Genomic DNA, 21,006 nt, shown 5'->3' with positions numbered 1-21,006 from the left:
CACCCGGTCATGATCACGCGGCGGCACGCGCTGGCCGCCTCCGGCCTGCTGCTCGCCCCACCCTGCGCGCACGCCCAGCAGGTTCAATGGGCCGACTGGCTCGGCACCTATTCCGGCACCGCCCGCTTCTACCGCGCGCTCCCGCTGGAGGATATCGTCCCGCCGCCCCTGGCGCCGCGGGAAGATCTCGGCGGCGGTACGCCCTTCGCGGTTCAGTTCGCAGTGCGCCGCATCGACGACAGGCCGGCCGTCTGGCTGCGCATCGATGGCGGGCCGATGCAGACGGATGAGGTGGGCGAAACGATGTTCTTCGGCCAGGTCACGGGCGGTGTGGCCTTGCTGCGTTCGGCCGATGCGCGTGCGACGCCGCGTTCGGCCAGCCTGACGGTACGGCCCCACCAACTCGGCACCGAGGCCCTGTTCACCCACGCCGACGGCAGCTTCTGGCGGCGGTACTTCACCGCAACCTTCACGCCGGCCGGCGCCGACGTGATTCTCTGGGTCTTCGACGCCACCGGCACGCGCGCCCGAACCTGGCGAGGCTCAACGATCCGTGCCTGAGACTCAGCTCGGCCGCGGTCCGATGTAAGTCGATTGCGGCCGGATAAGGCGCCCGCCCTTCTCCTGCTCGAAGATGTGCGCGCACCAGCCCGCCGCGCGACCGACGGCGAACAAGGCGGTGAACGCACTGCGCGGCATATCGAGCGCTTCCAGCAGCAGTGCCGTGTAGTATTCGACGTTGGTGTCGAGCCGCTGTTTCGGCTTGTGCTTGCGCAACGACGCAATCGCGCTGCGCTCGACCTCGACCGCGAAGGCCAGCCGGCCTGCGGTCTGCGGCAGTGTCGCCACCGTGTTCTTCAATACGTCGGCCCGGGGATCGCGCTTCTTGTAGACGCGATGGCCGAAACCCATCAGCCGCGTTGCCTTGGTGAAGGCGTCGTCCAGCCACGCCTCGGCGCGCTCGGGCGATCCGATTTCGTCGAACATGTCGAGTACCGGACCGGGCGCCCCACCGTGCAGTGGCCCCTTCAGGGCGCAGAGCGCCGCCAGCACCGAGGAGATCAATCCGGCGCGTGTCGACGCGACGACCCTCGCGGTGAAGGTCGAGGCGTTGAAGCCGTGATCGGTCACCGTCGCAAGGTAGGCGTCGAGCCCCTTCTCGAAGGCCTCATCGGCACGGCTACCCCGGATCATGCGCAGGAGGTCCTGCGCCGTCGTCAATGCCGGATCGGGGGCCACGGCAGGCTTGGACTCGGCCGCCCGCAGCAGCGCGGCCAGGAAGACAGGCAGCGCCCCACAGACCAGATAGTGGTGCGGCATCGGATCGGAGTCGGCCAGCATGCCGAGGCCCACCCGCAGCCCCTCCACCGGGTTGAGGCCCGGGGTGGCCGTGAGAAGATTCGGCACGCCCGCGAAGGCGCGCACGCGGGCTGCCGCCAGTCCCGCCCGAACCGCAGCCTCGTCGCCCCCACCCTCGGCGAAGCCTTCCCAGAGCAGCGCGGCGACACCCTCGAAGCCGCGCGTCCGGACGAGATCTTCGATCGCCCGGCCGCGGACGATCAGCCGGCCGGCCTCCCCATCCACCTCGCTCATCACCGTGTCGGCCACGATCACGCCGTCGAGCCCGCTGTCCACTCGTGTCTGCAGCATCGCAAATCCCCTGGTTAACTCGGGGTCAACATTCGATCCAGCCTATGTATTGTCAATATTGACTGACTTAATACATAATAAGAAATGGCAACGGAATGGCTGAACTCGAAGGAAGCGGCGCGACGGCTTGGCGTCTCGGCCGCAACTCTCTACGCCTATGTGAGTCGCGGCCTGCTGCGTTCCGAGGGCACCGACGGCCGGCGCGAGCGGCGCTACAGGGCCGACGACGTCACCCAGCTCAAGCGGCGCCGTGATGTCGGCCGCAAGGCCGAATCGATTGCCGCCAACGCGCTCGACTTCGGTACGCCGGTTCTGGAGTCCGCGCTCACGCTGATCGAGAACGGCCGTCTCCACTATCGCGGCCAGGATGCGGTGCGGCTGGCGCGCAACAGCTCCCTCGAGCAGGTCGCGCAGCTTCTCTGGGATTGCGACGACCGCCCCTTCGCCGCGCGCAACCTGCCGCCGATGTCGGCCGCCCTGCGCAGCGCCTGGCAGGCTGCCTCGGCCCTGCCGCCGGTCGATGCCTGCCTCGTGCTGCTCCCCGCGGCGTCACGCTGGGATCACCCGAGCTGGGTCGAGGATCGCCCCGCCATGCTGGAGACCGGCGTGCGCATCCTGCGACTGCTGGCGGCGGCGGTGACCGGCCAGCCTCTGTCCGACCGCCCGGTCCACGCGCAGGTCGCCGCGGCCTGGAACGTCCCACCCGAGCACGCGCCGCTGATCCGCGCCGCGCTCGTCCTGTCGGCCGATCACGAGTTCAACGCGTCGGCCTTCGCCGCGCGCGTCGTCGCCTCGACGGGCGCCAATCTCTATGCCTCGACGATGGCCGGGCTGGTGGCGATCAACGGCCCGCGTCACGGTGGCCTGACGCGCCGCGTGGCGGCTCTCTTCGCCGATCTTGCGGAAGCGCCCGACATCGACGCCGAGATCGCACGCCGGGTGAGAGAGCGAGTCTACATCCCGGGCTTCGGCCACCTGCTCTATCCGGATGGCGACATCCGGGCCGTCGCCCTTTTCGCGATGATGCGCGAACTTGTCTCCGGCTCTGGCGAGCTGGCTTTCGCCGAGCGCGTGGCAAGCGCCGTCGAGCAGCAGATCGATCGCAAGCCAAACGTCGATTTCGCAACGGTCACCCTGGCGCGCGTCCTCGGCCTGCCGAAGGAGTCCGCGCTGGCCCTGTTCCTTCTCGGACGCACCGTCGGATGGATCGCGCATGCCATCGAGCAAGCCGCAGAAGGTGCGCTGATTCGCCCGCGTGCCCGCTATACGGGGCCGCGCCCGCCGACCTGATTCGACGCTCTTCGGTTATCCACCAAAACGCTTCCTTGCGAGTGCCGTACGTGCGTGCTTAACGTCGCGCTTTAGTGACAAACAATCGCGCGGGCGTGCCGAGGTTGCCCCACCTTCTCGGCATCGAAGGTCTTTCGCCTGAAACGATTTCGGGCTTGCTCGACCTATCTGAAACCTACATCGACCAGAACAGGTCCGTGGACAAACGCCGCGACAGGCTCGCCGGCCGCACGATCATGAACCTGTTCTTCGAGAATTCGACACGCACGCGGACAAGCTTCGAGGTCGCCGCCAAGCGGCTCGGTGCCGATGTCATCAACATGGATGTCGCCACCTCCTCCGTACGCAAGGGCGAAACGCTGCTCGATACGGCCATGACGCTGAACGCCATGCGACCTGACGCCATCGTCGTGCGCCATCACGAATCCGGCGCCGTCAATCTGCTGTCGCAGAAGGTCAACTGCGCCGTCATCAACGCCGGTGACGGCCAGCACGAGCATCCGACCCAAGCTCTGCTCGACGCGCTGACCATCCGACGACGACGCGGCAGCCTCGAAGGACTTCTCGTGGCGATCTGCGGCGATATCATGCACAGCCGCGTGGCGCGCTCGAACATCCACCTTCTGCAGATCATGGGCGCCCGTGTGCGCGTGGTCGGACCGCCGACCCTGATGCCGACCGACGTCGAGAAAATGGGCGTCGAGGTTCACTACAGCATGAAGAGCGGTCTGAAGGACGTCGACATCGTCATGATGCTGCGGCTGCAGACCGAGCGGATGCAGGGCTCGTTCGTCCCCTCGATCAGCGAATATTTCCATTTCTTCGGCCTCGATCGCGCCAAGCTGCAATATGCCAAGCCCGATGCGCTGATCATGCATCCCGGCCCGATGAACCGCGGCGTTGAGATCGACTCGGAAGTCGCCGACGATCTCGACCGCAGCGTCATCCATGAGCAGGTCGAAATGGGCGTTACCGTTCGCATGGCCTGCCTCGATGCCCTGATCGGCGGACAGCGCAACCAGTTCGGGAATCTCGCATGAGCGGCAAGATCGACAAGGGCGCGCCGCCGCATGCCGGCTCGACCGCCTATATCAACGCCCGCATCGTCGACCCGACCGGCAATGCCGAATATCTCGGCGCCGTCCTGATCAGCGACGGCAAGATCGCCGACTTCGGCCCCAATCTCTTCGCCTCCGGCGCTCCCTACGGCATCCAGTCGGTCGACTGCCGCGGCTATTATCTCGCGCCCGGCCTCGTCGACACGCGCGTGCACACGGGCGAGCCCGGCGAGGAGCACAAGGAGACGCTGGAAAGCGCCGGCACCGCCGCGGCGGTCGGCGGCATCACGTCGATGGTGCTGCTGCCCGACACCGAGCCGCCGTTCGACGACGCCTCGCTGATCGAGTTCGTGGCGCGCCGTGCCCGCCAGGTGAAGCTCGCCAACATGTATGCCTACGGCGCGCTGACCGTGGGCCTCGAAGGCAAGGAACTGGCGGAGATCGGCCTGCTGGCCGAGGCCGGCGCCGTGGCCTTCACCGATGCGGACCATGCCGTGGCCAATGCCCAGGTCATGCGCCGTGCCCTCTACTACGCCAAGACCTTCGATGCGCTGATCGTCCACCTGCCGCAGGAACCGGCGCTGTCCGGCGGCACCATGACCAGCGGCGCGACGGCGACGCGGCTCGGCCTGTCCGGCTGCCCGCCGCTGGCCGAAGTGATGATGGTCGAACGCGACATCAGGCTCGCCGAGATGACCGGCGGCCGCATGCATCTCACCAAGATCTCGACCGCGGAATCGGTCGAGGTGATCGCCGCCGCCAAGGCGCGCGGCCTCCGGATCACCTGCGATACGGCGGCGCCCTACTTTGCGCTGAACGATCTCGCCGTCGGCGACTATCGCACCTTCGGCAAGCTGGTGCCGCCGCTGCGCGCGGAAAAGGATCGCCTGGCCGTCGTCGAAGGGCTGAAGGACGGCACGATCGACGCGATCGTTTCCGACCATCGGCCGCAGGACCAGGACAGCAAGCGCGTGCCCTTCGCCCAGGCGGAGCCGGGCGGCATCGGGCTCGAGACCCTGCTGCCGATCTCGCTCGAATTGGTGCACAGCGGGCATCTCACCCTGCCGCGTCTGTTCCAGCTCCTCTCGTCCAAACCGGCCTCGCTGTTCGGCCTGCCCGCCGGCAGGCTGGCCAAGGGCGCCCCGGCGGATCTGGTCCTGTTCGATGCCGACTACGCCTGGAAGATCGATCGCGACGATCTCTGGAGCAAGACCAAGAACTCGCCGTTCGACGAACGCCCGGTGCAGGGCCGGGTCCTTGCAACGATCGTCGGCGGCCGGACGATCTATCGCGACGACAGTTTCGCGACAGCGGCCGCATTCGCCTGACGGCCGCCTTCAATCGGCCATTTGGTCTGATATGGTCGTTTCGTCTTTCAACGGGGAACCGATGATGCTCCGGCACTCACTACTACTCGGCGTCGCCTCCGTCGCGCTCGCCGGCACCGCCCAGGCCCAGCAACGCGGCGGGTCGCGCGACGACCTGCTGGATGCGTTGACGCGCCATATCCAGATCTGCAGCGAGATCACCGAAACCCAGGCACGGCTGTCCTGCTACGACCGCCTGCAGACCCAGGTCGGCGGCGTGCAGGCTCCGGCCGCGGCGCCCGCGGCGGCAGCTTCCGCCCCGACGCCGACGCCCCTGCAGCCGACACCGACTCCCCTGTCGCCGATGCCAAGCACCGGCTCGTCGATCAGCGCCGCGCCTCTGACGCCGCAGCCGCTGGCCGTGCCTGGGGGCGGCACTGCAACCTTGGGCAGCCCGCAGCCGCTCGGCGCGCCCGCATCCTCCGGACCGGCGCCCTACGATCCCAACGCGGCGTTCGATCCCAGCCAGTCCACCTACCGGCCGCCGGAGGCCATGGGTCCGAAGCCGCAGCCGCAGGCCCGCCGCAGCGGCCCGCGTCCGGTGCCGAACTTCGCGACGCCGCAGCCGTTGGTCACCATCGGCGCCAACAACCTGACCTACGGCCCGTCGCGATACTGGCAGGTCACGATCGTGCTGAAATCCAACATCCAGCGTGCGGTCGAGACCCAGGCGGTCTGCACCTTCATGAACGGCAGTCGCGCGCTGGAGGATGCCTATTACGGCCCGGTGCTGATCCAGCCCGGCGAGCAGATCTCGACAGAGCTGATCGGGCCGCCGACCACGGCCTACGTCGATTCGACGAACTGCAGGCTGCTCAGCCCGTAGGACGCGGCGATGATCTCGACCCTGATCCTGATGGCCGGCCCGTTCCTGATGGGCTACCTGATGGGCTCCATCCCCTTCGGGCTGCTGCTGACGCGCGCCGCGGGGTTGGGCGACATCCGCAATGTCGGCTCCGGCAATATCGGCGCCACCAACGTGCTGCGCACCGGCCGCAAGGGACTGGCGGCCGCGACCCTGCTCTTCGATGCGTTGAAGGGCGTGGTGGCCGTGCTGATCGCCGACCAGGTGGGGCAACTCCCCGCCGTTGCCGCCGCCGCGGGCGCCGTGCTGGGCCACATGTTCCCGGTCTGGCTGGGCTTCAAGGGCGGCAAGGGCGTCGCCACGACGCTCGGCGTCATGTGGGGCCTGTCCTGGCCGGTCGGCGCGATTGCCTGCGCCGCCTGGCTGCTGCTCGCCGCCGCCTTCCGCTACTCCTCGCTGGCCGCGCTGCTCAGCGTCGTGGTCGCCGCGATCGCCGCCTGGTTCCTCACCGATCCGCGCGCCGCAATGCTGCTCACGCTTCTCGTGCCGCTCGTCTGGGTGCGCCACCACGAGAACATCGCGCGCCTGCTCAACGGCACGGAGTCCAAGATCGGCCAGGGCAAGCAGCAAGCGGCCTGATCACTTGCGGGCGGCCTTTCCCTGGTAGCGCCTCGTCCACTCGCTGAGGATGCGCGCCCGGTTTTCCGAGGCCCAAGCGAAGTCGTTCCTGATCATCGACTGGGCAACGCCCGCCGGATAGTCGGGGATGGTGCTGGCGATGCCGGCGATCGCGACCTGGCTGACGAACGAGGCATAGAGCTCGTTGGCGCGCCGGCTGGCCGCGAAGTCCATGAGGCGGCGCGCCGCCTCCGGCTTCTTGGTGCCGCGCAGGATGGCGGCCGCATCCATGTCCCAGCCGCCGCCTTCCTTCATCATGAGTCCCTCGATCGGCGCCCCCTTCTGGCGGGCGCTGGCCGCCGCGAGCTCGTAGGAGATGCCGACAGGGAACTCGCCTGACGCTGCCTGGCGGCAGGGCCTCGTGCCGGAATGTTCGTAGACCGCGATGTTCTCATGGAGCTTGTCCATGAACGCCCAGGCCTTGTCTTCGCCGAACATCTGGATCCACGCCGAGACGTGGAAGAAACCCGTCCCAGACGAGGCCGGATGCGGCATGGTGAGTTTGCCCTTGAAGCGCGGGTCCAGCAGATCGAACCAGGATTGCGGCTTCGGCAGCGAGAGTTTCCCCGCCTCGATGGTGTTGAAGCAGACGGCGGCAACCCAGGCTTCCATGCCGACCCAGGCGGGCGGATTTGAGGGACCGCGGAAAGAGGGCTTGATCGCCGCCAGGTTCTTCGGCGCATAGGGTTCGAGCAGGCCGCGCTGATCCAGCAGCAGCATCGAGGTGACCGCCAGCCCCCAGATCGCGTCGCCGCGCTGTTGTCCCTGCTCGGCCAGGATCCTCGCCGTGACGACGCCCGTCGAATCGCGGTTCCACTGGATTTCGACGTCCGGGTTCTCGGCCTCGAACGTCTTCTTGAAGTCGTTGAGGTTCTCGATCTCGAGGGTCGAATAGACCTCGAGCCGCGTACGGTCCTGCGCCGTCGCCGCCGAAGCCGCCAGCACGCCCACGATCGCTGCCCACCATCTCGTCATCGCCGATTCCCTCGCAACCGCCGCCGAGAGCAGGCTCCCGGGTCACATGGCTCATATATCCATCCGGCCGATGCAGGTCGCCGCCATTCCTGTCATAGCAGCGCCGCATGAGCGTTTCCCCGTCCCGCAGCCTGCCCTGGGCACTGATCGGCGCCGCCTGCCTGGGATCGTTTGCCGCAACGTCGAGCGGCACGACGCGGGCGCCTTTCCTGCTGGAAATGTCACATGACCTCGGCGTCACGATGCCGCTCGTCGCCAACCTGGTTTCCCTGACGGCGACGGCCTGGGGCATTACCTCGGCGCTGGGGGGCTGGATGTCGGACGTGATCGGCCGCCGCGCGATCCTGATCGTGGCGCCGTTCGCCCTTGCGCTCACCCTGGTCGCGCAGGCCGCCGCCGGTTCCTTCTTCTGGGTCGCGGTCTGGGCGGCCGTCGGCGGCGGCTGTGCCGGCGCCTTTACCGGCGTGATCTTCGCCGAAGTCTCCGCGCGCGTGCCCGACAGCCAGCGCGGCCGCGCGCTGGGATGGGTCATGAGCGGCCAGTCGCTCACCCTGGTCGTCGGCATCCCCCTGGCATCGGCCGTCGGCGCCATCATCGGCTGGCGCGGCTGGCTTCTGTGCGTCGCCGGCCTCGCGGTGGCCGCCGTGCTGAGCCTGTTCCTCACTTTGGGTCGCGGCAGCGCCGGCCACACGCGGAGCGCCGCGCGACGCCCCTCGATGCGCTCGGCCCTGTCGCCGCAGGTGCTGGGGCTCCTCGGCACCGGAGTCGCCGAGCGGATCTGCTACGGGCTCGCCGTCGTCTATTTCGCCACCTTCATGCAGGTCACCTATCACATGACCTTGCTGGAGCTTGCCCTCCCCCTGGTCGTGTTCGCGCTGGGCAATGTCGCCGGTACTCTGTTGGGCGGCCAGCTCGCCGACCGGCTGCGCGACCGGCTGCTGACCTTCGCCGTCGCGATGGCGCTTTCGGGCGTCGCGGCGCTGCTGCTCTTCACCTGGCATCCCGGCCCGTTCGTCTCCGTCGCCGTGGGCTTCGTCTATGTGCTGCTCAACGCGCTGGGCCGGCCCTCCTACATGGCGTCTCTCGCCTCGGTTCCGGAGGATGTCCGGGGCACCGTGCTCGGCCTCAACGGCACCTCGGCCAGCGTGGGCTGGATCGGTGCCGCCGCTCTGGGCGCCGTCATGATCGGCTGGGGCGGCTTCGAAGGCTTCGGCCCGCTCATTGCCCTGCTGGCCCTGCTGGGCGCGGTGGGCGCCCTGCTCTGCCGCCGCAGCCGGTCCTGAACGGTAGATTGCTACTATCGGTTGTTTTACAGACGATCTACACTCGCATAGGCTCGGCCGCATGTTCGACGGTTCGGCCCCTATCGACCTTCCCCCGGCGGAACGCCGCGCCCGGCTGAGGCTGGCGCGCAGCGCACGGGTGGGCCCCGTCACTTTCCACGAGGCGCTGGCGCACTTCGCTTCCGCCCGTGCGGCCTGCGCCAGCCTGGCCACCGTCCCCGACTCGCTGATCGAACGGGAGGAGCGCGCCCTGGCCGACCTCGGTGGCCGCTTCCTGGTGATCGGCGACCCCCAATATCCGGCGGCGTTGGCCGCCCTGCCCGATGCCCCGCCCGTCCTGTCGATGCTCGGCGATCCCGCCCTGCTCGGCCGCCCGACCCTGGCCATCGTCGGCGCCCGCGAGGCCTCCCTGGCCGGGCGCCAGTTCGCGGCGGAGCTGGCCGCGGCTCTGGGCGAGTCGGGCTTCGCCATCGCGTCCGGCCTCGCCCGCGGCATCGATGCGGCCGCTCACGAGGCGGCGCTCGACACCGGTACGGTCGCCGTCCTGGCCTGTGGCGTCGACAAGGTCTATCCGCCGCAGAACGGGCACCTGCAGGAGGCCATTGCGTCGCGCGGCCTGATCCTGAGCGAGGTTGCGCTGGGCGCCCCGCCCGTCGCGCGCGCCTTTCCCCGGCGCAACCGGATCGTGAGTGGGCTCTCGGCCGGGATTGTCGTGATCGAAGCAGCCGCGCGGTCCGGCTCGCTGATCACCGCCCAGCGCGCCGCCGAGCAAGGCCGCGAGGTGTTCGTGGTGCCGGGATCGCCGATGGATCCCCGCTATGCCGGATCGAACAGCCTTATACGGGATGGGGCTATTCTGGTCCGGGACGCCAACGATATTCTGAGCGTTCTGGGTCGCCCGGCAACTGACCGGCAACCTGTTGAAAAAACAACACGAATCTCGAATGACACAGATACTGCACTAGTCGTGCAGGCGCTGGGTGCCGTACCCACTGCGGTTGACGAACTGGTACGCCGATGCCAAGTGTCCGCCGCCTTCGTAGCGGAGGTTCTCATGGCTCTCGAGCTGGAGGGCCGCCTGGAAAGGCACCCGGGAAACCGAGTATCTCTGATATAAATCAGAGGTTTAGCTCCCGGTCTTTGTTGTCGAACCTGGAGCATTTTCCGGCGATGGACGTACTGGTCGTCGAGTCCCCGGCCAAGGCTAAGACCATTGGGAAATACCTTGGCCCCGGTTACACCGTGCTGGCCTCGTACGGTCATGTCCGCGACCTTCCTCCCAAGGATGGCTCGGTCCGACCCGACGAGGACTTCGCCATGGACTGGGAAGTCGACGCCCAGTCGCAAAAACGAATCGACGCGATTGCGCAGGCCGTCACCAAGGGCGGCAAGCTCTACCTCGCCACCGACCCGGATCGCGAAGGCGAAGCCATCTCCTGGCATGTGCTCGACATCCTGCAGCACAAGAAGGCGCTCGCCGGCGTCGACGTAAAGCGTGTCACCTTCAACGCCATCACCAAGAAGTCGGTGCTCGACGCGGTGGCCAATCCGCGCGACCTCGACCAGCCGCTGATCGACGCCTATCTGGCCCGCCGCGCGCTCGACTATCTCGTGGGCTTCACCCTCTCTCCCGTCCTGTGGCGCAAGCTGCCGGGCAGCCGCTCGGCCGGCCGCGTCCAGTCCGTGGCGCTCCGCCTGATCTGCGAGCGGGAGTCTGAGATCGAGGTCTTCAAGACCCGCGAATACTGGACGGTCGATACGTATTTCGGCACGGCCAAGAAGCAGGTGCTGAAGGCTCGCCTCACCCATCTCGACGGCCGCAAGCTCGAGAAGTTCGACCTCGCGACGAAGGAGCGCGCCGAGCAGGCCAAGCACGAGATCGAGCGCCGCGCCTTTGCGGTCGCCTCCGTCGACCGCCGCCAGGTTCGCCGCAACCCGCCGCCGCCCTTCATCACCTCGACCCTGCAGCAGGAAGCATCGCGCAAGCTGGGCCTCGGCGCCGCCACCGCGATGCGCATCGCCCAGCGCCTATACGAAGGCGTCGACATCGGCGGCGAGACGGTCGGCCTCATCACGTACATGCGTACCGATGGCGTGCAGCTCGCGCCCGAGGCGATCGGGCAGACCCGGCGCCTGATCGAGACAAAGTATGGTGCCGACTACGTACCCGCGAGCCCGCGGGTCTACACCTCCAAGGCCAAGAACGCCCAGGAAGCGCACGAAGCGGTTCGCCCGACCGACCTCTTCCGCACGCCGCAGGACGTGGCCGCCTATTTGGACAGGGACCAGCTCGGCCTCTACGAGCTGATCTGGAAGCGCACGGTCGCCAGCCAGATGGAAAGCGCCGTGCTCGACCAGGTCACCGTCGACATCGCCAGCGGCGACAAGACCGTGCAGCTGCGCGCCACCGGCTCGGTCGTGAAGTTCAACGGCTTTCTCACGCTCTATGACGAAGGCCAGGACGACAAGAGCGACGACGAAGAGACCGGCGCCATCCTGCCCGACGTCACCGAAAACGAGGCGATGGACCGGCGCGAGGTCGTGCCGGAGCAGCACTTCACCGAGCCGCCGCCGCGCTATTCGGAAGCCAGCCTGGTCAAGAAGCTCGAGGAGCTGGGCATCGGCCGTCCCTCGACCTACGCCAGCATCATCGAGGTGCTGCAGCGCCGCAACTACGTGCGTATCGACCGCAAGCGCTTCATTCCCGAGGATCGCGGCCGGATCGTCACGGCGTTCCTGCAGACCTATTTCCCGCGCTATGTCGAATACGGCTTCACCGCCCATCTCGAGGAAGAGCTCGACGATATTTCCAGCGGCAAGATCGACTGGCACGAGGTATTGCGCGAATTCTGGAAGGCCTTCTCCGCGGCCGTCGGTGAGACCAAGGACCTGCGCGTCAAGGAAGTGCTCGACAAGCTCGACGAGGAGCTCGGTCCGCACTTCTTCCCGGCCAACGACAACAACGGCAAGAACCCGCGCGACTGTCCCTCCTGCGCGAACGGCCGCCTCGGCCTCAAGCTGGGCAAGTTCGGCGCCTTCATTGGCTGTTCCAACTATCCGGAATGCCGCTTCACCCGGAAGCTCGGCATCGTCGATGCCGACGCCGACGCGGCCAGCGGCGAGAGTCTTGACGGGCCCAAGATCCTCGGAATCGATCCGGTCACCGGCAAGCAGGTCACGCTGCGCAAGGGCCCCTACGGTCTCTACGTCCAGCTCGGAGAGCCGGAGGGCAAGGAGAAGCCCAAGCGCCAGTCGCTGCTGCGCGACATGACGCCGGCCGACCTGACTCTCGAGAAGGCGCTGGCGCTGCTGTCCCTGCCGCGAGAACTCGGACCGCATCCAGAGGACGGCGAAGTCATCCTGGCCGGCGTCGGCCGCTTCGGTCCCTACGTGAAGCACGGGCCGAGATACAAATCCGTCCCATCCGACGAGAGCGTGCTCGACATCGGCATGAACCGCGCCGTGGCGCTGCTGGCCGAGGCGAAAACGCCCCGGGGTCGCGCCGCAGCCAAACCGCTCCGCATCATCGGCAACCATCCGTCCGACGAGGCGCCGGTCGAACTCTACGAAGGGCGCTACGGCCCATATGTGAAGCACGGCGGCGTCAACGCCACGGTGCCGCGCGACATCAAGCCGGAGGCGCTGACGCTCGACCAGGCGGTCGCGTTGCTGGCCGAGCGCGCCGCCAAGGGTGGTGGCACCAAGAAGCCCAAGGCCGCGCGGCCCAAGAAATCAGCCCCCGCGGCGGCCAGCGACGCCGGCGGCAAGCCCAAGGTGAAGAAGGCGGCGGCCAGGAAGAAGCCTGCCGCGAAAAAGAAGGCGGCCAAGGCGAAGGACAAGGACGACGCCCCGCCCCGCACCGGTACCGATGGCTAAGGGCAAGGTCCCCACCCGCGACGAACTGCTGGCCTTCATCCGCGACAGCGAAACGCCGGTCGGTAAGCGCGAGATCGCGCGCGCCTACGGGCTGAAGGGCGACCAGCGCATCGAACTCAAGGAACTGCTGCGCGACCTGCGCGACGCCGGCGAGATCACGCCGGACCGCGCCAAGACCTTCCGTCACCCCGAGTCCCTGAGCGACATGGTCGTGCTCGAGATCGTCTCGGTCGACGGCGACGGCCACCTGCTCGCCGTACCGCGCCGTCACGACGACGACAAGGACGGTCCGCCGCCGCGTATCGAAGTCACCGCGCCGGCCTCGCGCACCGTGCCGGCTCCCGCGGTCGGTGACCGCGTCCTGGCGAGCATGAAGCGCCGCGGCAAGAACACCTACGAGGCGAAAGTCGTCCGCCGGCTGGGCAGCGGACCGAAGAAGATCCTCGGCCTCTACGAAGAACCGCCCGGCCGGAACGGGCTCGGCCTCGTCACGCCGACCGACCGCAAATTACGCCGGGAATTCGACGTGCGCCCCAGCGACAGGAACGGTGCCCTGCCCGGCGACATCGTCTGGATCGAGGAAACCGGCGGCGCGCTGGCGCGGCGGGCTCGCGTGGTCGAGCGCATCGGCCCGATGAGCGATCCGCGCACCGTGAGCCTGATCTCGATCGCCGCCAACGACATTCCCGTCGACTTCCCCGACGCCGCGATCGAGGAAGCCGACAAGGCCAAGGCCGCCCCGCTCGGCCACCGGCTCGACCTGCGCGACGTCCCGCTGGTCACGATCGACGGCGAGGATGCCCGCGACTTCGACGATGCCGTCTTCGCCGAGCCCGATCCCGGCCATGCCGGCGGCTGGCGCATCCTCGTCGCCATCGCCGACGTCGCCTGGTACGTCCGCCACGACCGGCCGCTCGACCGCGCTGCCTATCGGCGCGGCACTTCGGTCTATTTCCCCGATCGTGTCGTGCCGATGCTGCCGGAGAAGCTCTCCAATCACTGGTGCTCGCTGGTGCCGCACGAGGATCGTCCCGTGCTGGTCGCGGAAATGTGGATCGACGGCAACGGCCATCTGAAGCGCCACAAGTTCCACCGCGCGATGATGCGCTCGGCCGCCCGCCTCACCTACAACCGCGTGCAACGCGCCATGAACGGCACGCCGGACGCCGAGATCGAGCCGCTGATGGACGAGGTCGTCCGCCCCCTCTACGGCGCCTTTCGCGTGCTGCTGGCGGCGCGCGAGGCCCGCGGCGCGCTCGACCTCGACCTGCCGGAGCGCCAGGTGACGCTGGGCAAGGACGGCCATATCGCCACCATCGGCGTACGCGAGCGTCTCGACAGCCACAAGCTGATCGAGGAATTCATGGTGCTGGCCAACGTGGCGGCGGCGCAGGCGCTGGAGCAGCGCCAGGCGCCCTGCCTGTATCGCGTCCACGACCAGCCCGACCTCGCCAAGCTCGAAGCCCTGCGCGAATTCCTCGGCACACTCGGCATCAAGGTGCCGACCGGCCAGCGGCTCCGCCCGGCCGACCTCAACCGCGTGCTGCACGAGGTTGCCGACAAGCCGGTTTCCCAGCTCGTCAGCCAGACCGTCCTGCGCAGCCAGAGCCAGGCCGTCTACAGTCCGGACAATCTCGGCCATTTCGGCCTAGCCCTCGCCCGCTATGCCCACTTTACCTCGCCGATCCGGCGTTTTCCCGACCTGATCGTGCATCGGGCGCTCATCGCCGCCTTCGGCCTCGGCGAAGGCGGGCTCTCGTCCGAGGACAAGGGCCGGTTCACCGAGTTCGGCGAGCACCTGTCGATGTGCGAGCGCCGGGCCGTCGCCGCCGAGCGCGGCGCCATGGACCGTTACGTCGCGGCCTTCATGGCCGGCCATGTCGGGGCGGTCTTCCCCGGCCGGGTCAACGGCGTCACGCGCTTCGGCCTGTTCGCCACGCTCGAAGGCACCGGCGCCGACGGGCTGATCCCCATCCGCTCGCTGGGACAGGAGTTCTTCCGCCACGACGAAGGCCGGCAGGTCCTGATCGGCGAGCGCACCGGCGAGACCTTCGGCCTGGGCGACCGGTTGCAGATCAAGCTGGTCGAGGCGGATATGGCGACCGGCGGCCTGCTGTTCGAGATCGTCGACGTGATCGAGCGGGTCGAGCGGCAGGCGGCGCCCCGCAGCGTCCGTTCGCCACAGGGCCGAGACGGTAACGGGCCGCCGCGTCGTCCGGTCGCGCATCGCGGGCCGCCACGGGACAAAGGGTCACGCCGACGCAAGTAGCGGTGGGGCGCATCCTGTTCACCATGGATGACGAACACGCTCCGGTTGATTTCTGGACCGCCCTGCTGAGGGGCTGGAAAGGCCGTTGCCCGCGGTGCAACCATGGCCGCCTGTTCAGCAGCTACCTCAAGATGAAGAGCCACTGCGAGGTCTGCGACCTGCCGCTCGAACCCTATCGCGCCGACGACGCGCCCGCCTATTTCACGATTTTCGTGGTGGGCCATATCGTCGTGCCGTTGGTCCTCCTGGTGGAGCGCTGGGGAGCCCAACCGCCCCTCTGGGTGCACGCCCTCCTGTGGCTTCCCCTGTCCGTCGTCCTCGCGCTTATTTTGCTGCCCCGCATCAAGGGTGCCGTAATTGCGCTGCTTTGGGTTCAGAAGATGGGCACTCCCAAGGCCGAGGCGAGCAGAAGCTTCGATCGCTCGGCCTGATGGGCGTGGCCGCCCGCCGACGGCCTGTGCTATCGTTGCTCCGCCGGATATGGATCTGACTCAATTCCCTTTTCTGCGCTTGATGCGGTTGCGTGCGGCCGTATCGCTGCTGGCCGCGTGTCTCGTCGTGTCCTGCGCGACCGCCCCGGATTTGCCGGGCGCAGACGCCGACGGTCGGCCGCCCGCCGCTGCGGCCGATGCCGGCATTGAACGGGTCGTTCTGCAGGCCTACCGGGCGATCGGCGACCGCCATCTCTACGAACCGAATTTCCGCAACCTGTCGGTCGAGGCCTACAGGGGCTTCGCCAGCAGCGATTCCTCGCTGGTCCTCGAGGCCAGCGACAGCAGCCTGACCGTGAAGCGCAACGGCAAGGAGATCGTGAGCCGTCCCGCTCCTGCAGACACGACCGATGGCCGCGCCTGGGGCAGCACGCTCAGCGAATTGATGGCCGGGTCGATCGAGGCTTCACCTGCCCTGCAGCAGGTCGACCGCCAACTGCTGATCCGCCAGGCGATGACGGCCACCACCAAGCAGCTCGACCGCAACAGCCGCTATGCGGATCCTGATGAGGCCAAGGATAACCGCTTCCAGCGCGACGGTGGCGGCGGCATCGGCATCACCGTCGAGCGCACCGACGAGAAGAAGATCCTGATCCGCGCCGTTCAGGATGGCTCGCCCGCGTCCAAGGCAGGCGTGCAGGTCGGCGACCAGATCCTCGCCATCGACTCCGACTCGATGATCGACCGGCCGTTGTCCGACGTCGTCGCCAAGTTGCGTGGCGCGGTCGGGGCGCCGGTGAGCATGACCGTGCTCCGCCCTTCACAGGGCGCCGAACTGACGCTGGCGATGAAGCGCGGCCGGATCGTCCCGACCACGGTCGTCTACGAACGCCGCGGCGACGTGGCCCTGATCCACCTGACGGGCTTCAACACGGCGACGACCGACAATCTCCGTGCCGCCCTCGACAAGGCCAAGGCCGAGATCGGCAAGGATCTGGCCGGGCTCATCATCGACATGCGCTCCAACCGCGGCGGCCTGCTCGACCAGGCCCAGTCGGTCTCCGAAGTGTTCATCGCCGACGGCACGATCTTTTCGACCAATGGTCGCCATCCCGACAGCAAGCGCACCTACCGCAGCTCCAATGGTCGCGCGGGCGGCAGCCAGCTGCCGATCGTCGTGCTGATGAACGGCGGTTCGGCGTCGGCGGCCGAAATCGTGGCGGCGGCCCTGCAGGATCGCGGGCGCGCCGTCGTGATCGGCACCACCAGCTACGGCAAGGGCACCGTCCAGACCGTCGTCCGGTTGGCCAACGAGGGCGAACTTATCCTCACCTGGTCGCGCCTGCAGGCCCCCTCGGGCTACACTTGGAACGAACTCGGCGTGCTTCCCAACATCTGCACCTCGAAGGTCGGCGAAGCGAGCAAGCTGGGGGTTGCGTCGGTTGATTCGAACCACAATTCACTGATCCGCTGGCATGCCCTGCGCAATCCGACGCCGCAGGAAGTATCCGACCTGCGCAAGATCTGCCCGCCGGGCGAAGCCGCCCCCGAGGCGGACGTCGACCTCGCCATCCGCCTGCTGCGCGACCGGCCTCTTTATGCCCACGCCGTGCAGTCAGCGACCTTCCAGGCGGCGGCCCGCCCATAGCTCTTTTCTGGGCTCGGCGCTTGACACCGCAGCCCTGCTGACTACTTTGCGCGCCTCTGCGAATTCGCCCCCCAGGGCATAAGGACAATTGCCATGGCCAAGCCGACCTCGATCCTGATCAAGATGATTTCCAGCGCCGACACCGGCTTCTTCTACGTGACGAAGAAGAACCCGCGCACCAAGACCGAAAAGCTCGAACTCAAGAAGTACGACCCGGTCGCGCGCAAGCACGTCGTGTTCAAGGAATCGAAGATCAAGTAGCCTGCCGCATTGCAGGACTGACGATCAAGCCGCCCTTCCGGGCGGCTTTTTCGTGGGATAGGCTCCCGCGCAATCCAACAAGGAGGAGAGAGATCATGAGCGCCCAGCTTTCGCGCGACGACTGGAAAGGCCGCGTCGGCGGCCTCAGCTACCGGAACCAGGCCTTCATCGGCGGCAAGTTCACGGCGTCGCTGACCGGCAAGACCTTCGACTGCGTCAATCCCGCCACCGGCCAGGTCCTGACCAAGGTCGCGGCCTGCGAGCAGGCCGATGTCGACGCCGCCGTGAAGGCCGCGCGCGCCGCCTTCGAGAAGGGCACCTGGGCCAACATGGCACCGGCCCAGCGCAAGCGCATCATGCTGAAGCTCGCTGACCTCATGATGAAGAACCGCGAGGAGCTGGCCCTGCTCGAGACGCTCGACATGGGCAAGCCGATCGCCTTCTCGACCTCGGTCGACATTCCGGGCTCGGCCAACACGGTGCAGTGGTTTGGCGAGGCGATCGACAAGATCTACGACGAGGTGGCGCCGACGCCGGGCAACGTCATCGCCATGATCACCCGCGAAGCCGCCGGCGTCGTGGCCTGCGTCGTGCCGTGGAACTTCCCGCTGCTGATGGCCTGCTGGAAGATCTCGCCCGCGCTGGCCGCCGGCAACTCGGTCATCCTGAAGCCGGCTGAGCAGTCTCCCCTCACCGCGCTTCGACTGGCCGAACTCGCGGCCGAAGCGGGCATTCCCGAGGGCGTGTTCAACGTGCTGCCGGGATTCGGCGAGACCGCCGGCCAGGCGCTCGGTCGTCACATGGATGTCGATGTGCTGGCCTTCACCGGCTCGACGGAGGTCGGCAAGTACTTCCTCCGCTACTCCGGCGAATCCAACATGAAGCAGGTCTGGCTCGAGTGCGGCGGCAAGTCGCCGAACATCGTGCTGGCCGATGCCCCGAACCTCGACATTGCCGCCCGCCGCACGGCCTTCGGCATCTGGTTCAACCAGGGTGAGGTCTGCACCGCCGGCTCGCGCCTGATCGTCGAGGACAAGATCAAGGACGAGTTCCTGGCCAAGGTCATGGCGATCGGCCAGAAGATGATGCCGGGCGACCCGCTCGACCCGAAGACGCAGATGGGCGCCATGGTCGACGAGACCCAGACCAAGCGGGTCATGGGCTTCATCGACGCCGGCCAGAAGGAAGGCGCCAAGCTCGCCATGGGCGGCAAGCAGGTGCACATCGACAATGCCGGCTCGTTCATCGAGCCGACCGTGTTCGACAATGTCGACAACCGGATGAAGATCGCCCAGGAGGAGATCTTCGGGCCAGTCCTCTCGGTCATCCCGGTCAAGGATGCCGAACAGGCCCTCACCGTGGCCAACGACACGATCTACGGCCTCGCCTCGGCGATCTTCACCTCCGACATCAACAAGGCGTTCAAATTCTCCAAGGCCCTGCGCGCCGGCTCGGTCTGGGTGAACACCTATGACGGCGGCGACATCACCACCCCGTTCGGCGGCTACAAGCAGTCGGGCAACGGCCGGGACAAGTCGCTGCACGCGTTCGACAAGTTCACGCAGATGAAGACCACCTGGATCCAACTCGGCTGATCCTGTTCGACAAAGAAGAAGCCGCGCCGTGTTGACATCGGCGCGGCTTTTTTGTGTCCCTTGATGGACCTTACCCTGCCCCGTTGAGGATCTGGTCGACCGTCGTCACCTCGGCATACTCGCCGTCCAGAAGCGCCAATGTCAGCTGGTGCACATCCTCGGCCGGCCACACCCGTCCTGTGAGGTCGCGCTTGTCGCACGACCAGCAGGCGTCTCCCGGCAGTCGGACCTCGAAGCCAAGATTGGCGGCCACCCGCACCGTGGCCTCGACCGAGTTGGCCAGGAGCACGCCGCAGATCACGAGCGGAGGTTTCGCTCCGCCGCCTCCCGCCATCGCCTGAAGCCCAGCGGCGAGGTCGGTGCCGATGAAGGCGCTGTGGACCTTCTTGATCACGACCAGTTCGCCGTCCAGCGGAGCCGTCAGGGGCAGGAAGTCGTTGCCTTCCTGGCCAGGCCGGAACGGTGACTCCGGCTTGGTGCCATGGTGCTTCACATGCACGATCGGCGCCCCGCGGCGGCGCCAGTCGGCCAGAAGCCGCGCAATATTGGCCTCTGCGGCGGGATTGTTGCGGGGCCCCCACTTGGGATGATCCATCGCCTTCTGCTGGTCGATCACGATCAATACGTCGTCAGCCATGCATCCGTACCCCCTTGCGCCTTGCCCGCAATGGTAGTGGACTTGGCCCTAACGAAAACAGGAGGAAACGATGCAATTCGGCTATTTCACCATGCCCTCGCATCCGCCCGAACGCTCCCTGAAGGACGGGCACGAATGGGATCTCCAGGTGATCCGCTGGCTCGACGAGCTCGGCTTCTCGGAGGCCTGGATCGGCGAACACCACACCGCACCGTGGGAGCCGCATCCCTCGCCCGACCTGCTGGTGGCGCAGGCGCTCATGCAGACCAAGAACATCCGCCTCGGGCCCGGCGGCTTCCTGCTGCCCTATCACCACCCGGCCGAGCTCGCGAACCGCGTCGCCATGCTCGACCACATCTCCGGCGGACGCTTGAACTTCGGCATTGCCGCGTCCGGCCTGCCCAGTGACTGGGCAATGTTCAACGTCGACGGCATGTCGGGCGCAAACCGCGAGATGACGCGCGAGGCGCTCGACATCATCCTCAAGCTCTGGTCCTCGGCCGAACCGTTCGACTACAAGGGAAAGTTCTGGCACGTGACCAAGCCCGACACGATGTTCGGCTTCCTCAAGCCGCACATCAAGCCGCTGCAGACCCCGCATCCGCCGATCGGCGTCGCCGGCCTGTCAAAGGGATCAGATACGCTGAAGCTCGCGGGTGAGAAGGGCTACATTCCGATGAGCCTCAATCTCAATCCGGCCTACGTGAAGAGCCACTGGGAATCGGTGGAGATCGGCGCCGCCAAGTCGGGCCGCACACCCGACCGCAACCAGTGGCGCCTGGTGCGCGAGGTCTTCGTGGCCGACACCGACGAGGAGGCGATGCGTCTGTCGGTCGGCTCGCACATGGGCCGCATGATGCGGGAGTACTTCCTGCCCCTGCTCTCCCAGTTCGGCTTCTTCGAGTATCTCAAGCACGATGCCGATGCGGCCGACTCCGACGTGACGCCGGAATACTGCGCCGAGCACAACTGGATCATCGGCTCGCCGAAGACAGTCGTCGAGAAGATCGAGAAGATCTACGACGAGGTCGGGGGCTTCGGCCAGCTCCTCGTCTTCGGCTTCGATTATGTCGAGAACCCGCAGGCTTGGCGCCACTCCCTCGAGTTGCTTTCGAAGGAAGTGATGCCGAAGGTCCAGCACCTCAAGCCCAGGATGGCGCGAATGGCGGCAGAGTAGCTCTGC

General features: G+C 67.3%; 18 protein-coding genes. 15 read left to right on the top strand and 3 right to left on the bottom strand.

Features of this window, described 5'->3' with window-relative positions; translation table 11 throughout:
* Nucleotides 1-9 precede the first annotated feature (9 nt).
* Nucleotides 10-561, top strand: coding sequence for a hypothetical protein (locus ACO07K_RS09705; RefSeq protein WP_422035726.1), 552 nt, complete (start codon nt 10-12; stop codon nt 559-561).
* Nucleotides 562-564: 3 nt separating this feature from the next.
* Here the strand turns inward: ACO07K_RS09705 and ACO07K_RS09700 are convergent, their stop codons facing one another.
* The gene (locus ACO07K_RS09700) at nt 565-1,650 is read right to left on the bottom strand and encodes a citrate synthase/methylcitrate synthase (protein ID WP_422035725.1); all 1,086 of its coding nucleotides are present in this window, start codon (nt 1,648-1,650) and stop codon (nt 565-567) included.
* A gap of 84 nt (nt 1,651-1,734) precedes the next feature.
* Here ACO07K_RS09700 and ACO07K_RS09695 point away from each other — a divergent pair, with 84 nt between their 5' ends.
* The 5 genes from ACO07K_RS09695 to plsY all read left to right on the top strand — a co-directional run bounded on the left by ACO07K_RS09695 (nt 1,735) and on the right by plsY (nt 6,809).
* Nucleotides 1,735-2,940, top strand: coding sequence for a citrate/2-methylcitrate synthase (locus tag ACO07K_RS09695; RefSeq protein ID WP_422035724.1), 1,206 nt, complete (start codon nt 1,735-1,737; stop codon nt 2,938-2,940).
* A gap of 74 nt (nt 2,941-3,014) precedes the next feature.
* A complete protein-coding gene (locus ACO07K_RS09690) occupies nt 3,015-3,980 on the top strand; it encodes an aspartate carbamoyltransferase catalytic subunit (RefSeq protein WP_422035723.1) in 966 nt (321 codons plus the stop codon).
* Complete coding sequence (pyrC, locus tag ACO07K_RS09685; RefSeq protein WP_422035722.1) at nt 3,977-5,326, top strand: dihydroorotase; 1,350 nt, start codon at nt 3,977-3,979, stop codon at nt 5,324-5,326. Before ACO07K_RS09690 ends, pyrC begins: the two co-directional genes overlap by 4 nt.
* Nucleotides 5,327-5,390: 64 nt before the next feature.
* Nucleotides 5,391-6,191, top strand: a complete 801-nt coding sequence (locus ACO07K_RS09680; RefSeq protein ID WP_298312567.1) for a hypothetical protein — start codon at nt 5,391-5,393, stop codon at nt 6,189-6,191.
* A gap of 9 nt (nt 6,192-6,200) precedes the next feature.
* Nucleotides 6,201-6,809: a glycerol-3-phosphate 1-O-acyltransferase PlsY gene (gene plsY / locus ACO07K_RS09675; protein WP_422035720.1), complete on the top strand. Its 609-nt coding sequence runs from the start codon at nt 6,201-6,203 to the stop codon at nt 6,807-6,809.
* Here the strand turns inward: plsY and ACO07K_RS09670 are convergent, their stop codons facing one another.
* A complete protein-coding gene (locus ACO07K_RS09670; RefSeq protein WP_422035719.1) occupies nt 6,810-7,823 on the bottom strand; it encodes a putative 2-aminoethylphosphonate ABC transporter substrate-binding protein in 1,014 nt (337 codons plus the stop codon). It lies immediately after the preceding gene.
* Nucleotides 7,824-7,930: 107 nt separating this feature from the next.
* Here ACO07K_RS09670 and ACO07K_RS09665 point away from each other — a divergent pair, with 107 nt between their 5' ends.
* The 8 genes from ACO07K_RS09665 (at nt 7,931) to ACO07K_RS09630 (ending at nt 19,186) form a co-directional block, all read left to right on the top strand.
* Nucleotides 7,931-9,106: an MFS transporter gene (locus tag ACO07K_RS09665; RefSeq protein WP_422035718.1), complete on the top strand. Its 1,176-nt coding sequence runs from the start codon at nt 7,931-7,933 to the stop codon at nt 9,104-9,106.
* A gap of 61 nt (nt 9,107-9,167) precedes the next feature.
* Entirely contained in the window at nt 9,168-10,223 is a 1,056-nt protein-coding gene (gene dprA / locus ACO07K_RS09660; protein WP_422035717.1) for a DNA-processing protein DprA, read from the top strand.
* 53 nt (nt 10,224-10,276) lie between these two features.
* A complete protein-coding gene (gene topA, locus ACO07K_RS09655) occupies nt 10,277-12,982 on the top strand; it encodes a type I DNA topoisomerase (protein WP_422035716.1) in 2,706 nt (901 codons plus the stop codon).
* Nucleotides 12,975-15,251 (top strand): ribonuclease R, encoded by a 2,277-nt coding sequence (gene rnr / locus ACO07K_RS09650; RefSeq protein ID WP_422035715.1) that lies wholly within the window; start codon nt 12,975-12,977, stop codon nt 15,249-15,251. Before topA ends, rnr begins: the two co-directional genes overlap by 8 nt.
* Before the next feature lie 2 nt (nt 15,252-15,253).
* Nucleotides 15,254-15,682 carry a DUF983 domain-containing protein gene (locus ACO07K_RS09645; RefSeq protein WP_422035714.1) on the top strand — a complete coding sequence of 143 codons (429 nt, stop codon included), beginning with the start codon at nt 15,254-15,256 and terminating at the stop codon, nt 15,680-15,682.
* Nucleotides 15,683-15,764: 82 nt separating this feature from the next.
* Entirely contained in the window at nt 15,765-17,330 is a 1,566-nt protein-coding gene (locus ACO07K_RS09640; protein ID WP_422035713.1) for a S41 family peptidase, read from the top strand.
* 93 nt (nt 17,331-17,423) lie between these two features.
* Entirely contained in the window at nt 17,424-17,591 is a 168-nt protein-coding gene (rpmG, locus tag ACO07K_RS09635; protein WP_020696277.1) for a 50S ribosomal protein L33, read from the top strand.
* Nucleotides 17,592-17,686: 95 nt separating this feature from the next.
* Nucleotides 17,687-19,186: an aldehyde dehydrogenase gene (locus ACO07K_RS09630; protein WP_422035712.1), complete on the top strand. Its 1,500-nt coding sequence runs from the start codon at nt 17,687-17,689 to the stop codon at nt 19,184-19,186.
* Nucleotides 19,187-19,256: 70 nt separating this feature from the next.
* Here ACO07K_RS09630 and ACO07K_RS09625 read toward each other — a convergent pair whose 3' ends face one another.
* The gene (locus ACO07K_RS09625) at nt 19,257-19,823 is read right to left on the bottom strand and encodes a cysteine hydrolase family protein (protein WP_422035711.1); all 567 of its coding nucleotides are present in this window, start codon (nt 19,821-19,823) and stop codon (nt 19,257-19,259) included.
* A 70-nt stretch (nt 19,824-19,893) separates the two neighbouring features.
* On the opposite strand from ACO07K_RS09625, the gene ACO07K_RS09620 reads away from it, so the two are divergent.
* Entirely contained in the window at nt 19,894-21,000 is a 1,107-nt protein-coding gene (locus tag ACO07K_RS09620; RefSeq protein WP_422035710.1) for an LLM class flavin-dependent oxidoreductase, read from the top strand.
* Nucleotides 21,001-21,006 lie beyond the last annotated feature (6 nt).

Origin of the sequence: Reyranella sp., from assembly GCF_965228225.1 — a bacterium.
Lineage (GTDB): Bacteria > Pseudomonadota > Alphaproteobacteria > Reyranellales > Reyranellaceae > Reyranella.
Note: the sequence above shows the minus strand (reverse complement) of the source record. Positions and strands in the feature narration are given on the sequence as shown.